General features: G+C 42.7%; 6 protein-coding genes. 5 read left to right on the plus strand and 1 reads right to left on the minus strand.

All coding sequences use genetic code 11. From position 1 onward, the window contains the following. The first annotated feature begins 11 nt into the window (after positions 1 to 11). The 3 genes from AC3CID_RS08610 to AC3CID_RS08620 all read left to right on the plus strand — a co-directional run bounded on the left by AC3CID_RS08610 (position 12) and on the right by AC3CID_RS08620 (position 2,222). On the plus strand, positions 12 to 776 hold the full coding sequence (locus AC3CID_RS08610) for an amino acid ABC transporter ATP-binding protein (RefSeq protein ID WP_004733637.1): 765 nt from the start codon (positions 12 to 14) through the stop codon (positions 774 to 776). Between the two features lie 295 nt (positions 777 to 1,071). Then, on the plus strand, positions 1,072 to 1,737 hold the full coding sequence (locus AC3CID_RS08615; protein ID WP_016767698.1) for a Bax inhibitor-1/YccA family protein: 666 nt from the start codon (positions 1,072 to 1,074) through the stop codon (positions 1,735 to 1,737). Between the two features lie 155 nt (positions 1,738 to 1,892). Continuing rightward, entirely contained in the window at positions 1,893 to 2,222 is a 330-nt protein-coding gene (locus tag AC3CID_RS08620; RefSeq protein ID WP_004733621.1) for a TusE/DsrC/DsvC family sulfur relay protein, read from the plus strand. A 58-nt stretch (positions 2,223 to 2,280) separates the two neighbouring features. Here the strand turns inward: AC3CID_RS08620 and yccX are convergent, their stop codons facing one another. Then, positions 2,281 to 2,568 carry an acylphosphatase gene (yccX, locus tag AC3CID_RS08625; RefSeq protein ID WP_114633589.1) on the minus strand — a complete coding sequence of 96 codons (288 nt, stop codon included), beginning with the start codon at positions 2,566 to 2,568 and terminating at the stop codon, positions 2,281 to 2,283. A gap of 88 nt (positions 2,569 to 2,656) precedes the next feature. On the opposite strand from yccX, the gene AC3CID_RS08630 reads away from it, so the two are divergent. Together AC3CID_RS08630 and AC3CID_RS08635 are read left to right on the plus strand one after the other, a co-directional pair. Next, positions 2,657 to 4,060, plus strand: coding sequence for a methyl-accepting chemotaxis protein (locus AC3CID_RS08630; RefSeq protein WP_017088499.1), 1,404 nt, complete (start codon positions 2,657 to 2,659; stop codon positions 4,058 to 4,060). Positions 4,061 to 4,189: 129 nt separating this feature from the next. After that, positions 4,190 to 5,383, plus strand: a complete 1,194-nt coding sequence (locus tag AC3CID_RS08635; RefSeq protein WP_488526392.1) for a class I SAM-dependent methyltransferase — start codon at positions 4,190 to 4,192, stop codon at positions 5,381 to 5,383. Positions 5,384 to 5,455 lie beyond the last annotated feature (72 nt).

Raw genomic sequence — 5,455 nt, forward strand, 5'->3', positions numbered from 1 at the left:
AAGGACGTATTATGACGCAGCAAACAGAAAACAACTCTCAAGGTCTTATGATCGAGTTAAAAGACATGAACAAGTGGTACGGTGAGTTCCACGTTCTTAAAAACATCAATTTGGAAGTTAGAAAAGGCGAGAAAATTGTAATTTGTGGCCCTTCCGGTTCAGGTAAATCCACGATGATTCGCTGTATCAACCGATTAGAAGAGCACCAAAAAGGTCATATCTTTGTATCCGGTAATGAGCTGACGGAAGACCTGAAAAACATTGAAGCCGTTCGCCGCGATGTGGGTATGTGTTTCCAGCATTTCAACTTGTTCCCTCACCTAACGGTATTGGAAAACTGCACCCTAGCACCAATCTGGGTGAAGAAGATGCCGAAAGAAGAAGCCGAAGCGATCGCGATGAAATTCCTCGAACGTGTAAAAATACCAGAGCAAGCGGATAAGTTCCCAGGCCAACTGTCTGGTGGCCAACAACAACGTGTAGCAATCGCTCGTTCTTTATGTATGAACCCTCAAGTCATGTTGTTTGATGAACCAACCTCGGCACTCGACCCGGAAATGGTTCGTGAAGTACTAGACGTTATGGTTGAGCTTGCCGAAGAAGGCATGACGATGTTGTGTGTAACGCACGAGATGGGTTTTGCTAAAGAAGTTGCCGATCGCGTTATCTTTATGGATGCAGGTGAAATCATAGAAGAGAACAACCCTGTCGACTTCTTTGAAAACCCACAATCGGACAGAACGCAGAACTTCTTGAGCCAAATCTTGCACCATTAATGTGTTATGATGCATAAACTATAGAGGCGGCCTAGGTCGCCTCTTTATTTTTCAAGGTTATAGATAGTTTTTCAAAGGTTATAAATCATTAGCCAGTAACTATAAAAGTTTGAACATCGAGTATTGGCGACACTTTATACGTCATTAGAAACATTTTGTTACACCTTAAGAAACACTTAACCGACTATTTTGATTATTATTTTAGGTATACAAAAGGAATGAAAGACTTGATTTTTCGAACTTTCAGCCCCATAAATGTACTAATAACTATTGAAGTCACCTTACGAGGAAGATTATGAACAGCCCTATGTTTTCACGCACAGCATCTCAAGAAAGTGCTCTGCAAACCAATAAAGTGTTGCGTAACACCTATGCACTACTGTCTATGACACTACTTTGGTCTGCTGTAGTAGCAGGCGTATCTATGGCGATGAACCTTCCTCGCCCTGGTCTTATCATTATGCTAGTTGGTTTCTACGGCCTACTGTTCCTAACAGAAAAGAACCGTGACAACAGCATGGGTCTAGTCTTCACATTCCTATTTACAGGTTTCTTAGGCTACACCATTGGTCCAATCTTAAACATGTACGTTGGCGCAGGTATGGGTGATGTCATCCTTACTGCACTTGGTGGTACAGCATTAGCATTTATGGGTGCATCAGCTTACGCACTGACGACTAAACGTGACCTTTCATTCCTTAACGGTATGCTAATGGCTGGTTTTGTTGTTCTGCTAGTAGGGATGGTTGCAAACATCTTCCTACAAATGCCTCTACTGTCTTTAGCAATGAGCGGTATGTTCATCCTATTCTCGACTGGTGTTATTTTGCTAACAACGCAAAGCATCATCCGCGGCGGTGAAACAAACTACATCTCAGCAACGATTAGCTTGTATGTTTCTATCTACAACATCTTCATCAGCCTACTAAGCATCTTAGGTATTATGAACAGCAACGACTAATCATAGTTCGTTCAAAATTGAGCCCAAGAGCCTATCTCTTGGGCTTTTTTGTATCTATAGTTGCAATATTCCTAGAGATAACGACGATATTTCTTGAGAAAGGCAAACGTGGTCATGTACCCTATTTACTGAGTTAAACTGATTCTGGACTAAACATGTTTGAATATAATGGCAAACAAATTGAAACCGACGCTCAAGGCTACCTATTGGACTACACACAATGGGAAGAAGGTATGATTGAGATTCTTGCTCAAGACGAGGCGATTGAACTGACTGATGCGCACTTAGAAGTGGTACATTTTGTAAGAAGCTTTTACGAAGAATTCAAAACCTCTCCGGCTGTTCGTATGCTCGTTAAAGCGATGGAAAAAGCGCACGGCCCAGAGAAAGGTAACAGTAAGTACCTATTCAAATTGTTCAAGAAAGGCCCCGCTAAACAAGCAACCAAGCTCGCAGGTTTACCTAAACCAGCAAAATGCTTGTAACGCTTAAACAACTTTAGGTTACTCTCAAGGTAAAAAGGCAAATACTGTAGTGCGCTAGCTACAGTATTTTAAACTCATCTATACGTACATCCTGTCGCTCACTTTCTTTAACTCGATGCATCACTACTTGGTCTACTGTCGCACTCGAAGGGCCAATATTGAGCCATGCGTGGAACTTCTCTATGTCCTTACCCTTTCCGACAGCTAACACTTCAACTCGGCCATCATTTAGGTTCTTTGCATAGCCTGAAATGCCCAGAGCTTGTGCCTGCCTACTGGTGTGATAGCGAAAACCAACACACTGAACTACGCCTGATACGACAAAAATATATTGTGAACTTTCCATAACGTTGCCTCATAAATTGTATGAATGATATAGTTGCGACTCTATTCATTCACCGCTTATTGGTGGACTTACTTCGAGTATAACGATTATGAAAGAAATCCCATTTCGTTGGATTGACAAATATCTCATTCACCTAAAAATCCAAGAAAAGTTCTATCTACTCTTCTTATTACCTCTTCTCGCCCTGGTTATATTAACTCTTGTTTTAGATAGCGCCGCAGATTCTTTGCTTGCTCATCTTTATCAAGAAGAAATGCTCTTGATGAAAGGACTTATCGAAGCGGGTCAACTGACGAAAGATCAAGTTGCTCAACTTGTCAGTAATTCTGAAACCATCTCTTTAGGCTATGGTGTTGGTTCCGTCTCAGTTATGAACGGTGCATTCAGCTTAGTTGCAAACCATGACCAAAACTTATGGTCAGCTCTATCTACGACTCAGGTTTCAATTATCGCAGTAACCCTAACGCTGATCGCTCTGGGTGTTTACTACATCATGACTTTCATCGGTGGCGCAATGTTCTCTATGAACAAAGCGTTAAGCACGCTAGCGAGTGGTGATCTCACCTGCCGTATGAACTACTTCCTTGTTCGTGATGAGTTCAGTGAAATCGCAATTACTATTGATAAAGTAGCAGAACGTGAACAAAACATGGTTCTATCAATCCAAGAGTCTGTCGCACTCATGCAGCAGATCAGTTCTGACTTAAACCAGTCGACACAACAGAGCTCAGACATCTCGGGTAACCAACAAGAACACCTGAATAGTTTAGCAAGTGCAACGGAACAAATGGCAGCTACGATTCGTGAAGTAGCTACCCTTGCTCATGAGTCTAGCTCTCAAACTATGGACGCTCGCGGTGTTGCACAGAGTGGCCAAGTAAAAGTTTCAAATACATTGGAATCTATCTCAAGCCTATCTCAAGAAATTCAATCAGCTTCGCAAGCGGTAGAAGAGCTTGATGCTAACGCAGCGCAAATTGATGAAGTGGTCGCAACCATCAATGGCATCTCTGAACAAACTAACCTATTAGCCCTGAATGCTGCCATTGAGGCTGCACGTGCTGGCGAGCAAGGTCGTGGATTTGCTGTTGTTGCCGATGAAGTCCGTGCCCTTGCCGGCCGTACTCAACAAGCAACGGTTGAAATCCAGAGCATGATCGAATCATTACAACGTAACAGCCAATCACTGACAAAATTGATGGAAGTGACTGTTAGCAATGCTAACGAAGGTCAAACATTGATGTCGGAAGTAAACGTTGAGATTGGATCGTTAGCTGAAAAGAACCAATCTATTTCTGATAGCAGCACTCAAATTGCTACTGCTGCTGAAGAGCAAGGTGTTGTTGCTGACAACATTGCACAAAGTGTTGAAGAGATCCGTCATCAATCAGACAGCATCTGTGAAATGATCAGTAAGAGTAATGTAAATGTTGACCAACTTCGTAAGCAAAGCGATACGATGGAAGGTTTGCTGACAGGTCTTAAAGCTTAATACTCACATCTAACCACTATGTGTTAATTAATCATTGCTAGGGCTGCTTCTGCAGCCCTTTCTTATTTGCTTTTCCCTTGTACTTCCCCGACAATACCCCTCCTTCAAATTCAACAAACAGAGTAAATTATGACTCCTTCAATTCATCTAGCTAAAGGCCGAGATAAATCACTACGCCGTAAACACCCTTGGGTATTTTCACGCGGTATCGATAAGGTCGAAGGCGAACCACAACAAGGTGAAACTGTAGACGTATATGCTCAAAATGGTCAGTGGCTCGCAAAAGCAGCTTACTCACCAGAATCTCAAATTCGCGCTCGTGTTTGGACATTTGAAAAAGAAGAAATCAATAAAGCGTTTTTCATCAAAAGATTTAAAGACGCACAATCACTACGTGACGATATCATCGAACGTGACGGCCTAACGGGGTACCGATTAACAGCGGCTGAATCTGACGGCCTACCAGGTATTACTATCGACAAGTACCAAGACTTCTTAGTTTGCCAACTACTGAGTGCTGGCGCGGAATTCAACAAAAGCGTTATCGTTGAAGCTTTAGTTGAATGCTTCCCTGAATGTAATATTTACGAACGCTCTGACGTAGCGGTTCGTAAAAAAGAAGGTTTAGAGCAAACCGTCGGCGCACTGCATGGCGAAGAGCCACCTAAGTCAGTAGTCATTGAAGAAAACGGCGTGAAGATCAGCGTGAACATTATGGAAGGCCACAAAACGGGCTTCTACATGGATCAACGTGATAGCCGTAAAGAATCTATGAAATACGTTAAAGGCAAAGATGTCCTTAACTGTTTCTCATACACCGGTGGCTTTGGCCTTTACGCACTTAAAGGCGACGCGAAGCGTGTGATCAACGCAGACGTATCTCAACTTGCTCTTGATACAGCTAAGTTCAACGCTGAACTTAACGAGTTTGATATCTCGAAAAAGCGTGCTGTATTCCTAAACGCCGACGTATTCAAACTACTTCGAGAATACCGCGACCAGGGCACTAAGTTTGACGTAGTGATCATGGACCCACCAAAGTTTGTTTCAAGCAAGAACAACCTAACTTCAGGCGCTAACGGCTACAAAGACGTTAACATGCTAGCAATGCAAATCCTGAAGCCAGGTGGAACACTACTCACCTACTCTTGCTCAGGTTTGATGGGGGCTGACCTATTCCAAAAAATCATCGCTGACGCCGCTCTAGATGCGGGCAGAACAGTGAAGTTTGTTGAACGCTTCGAGCAAGCTGCCGATCACTTGATCGATACAGCTTACCCAGAAGGTTTCTACCTAAAAGGTTTTGCTTGTAAGGTACTTTAATTTTTGTGCTTTAGAGTCTAGCTTTTATAGCAAAACAGACGTATTAAAAAAGGGCCTTTCGGCCCTTTTTTG

The sequence above is a fragment of the Vibrio sp. QJM3NY_21 genome, from assembly GCF_057785975.1.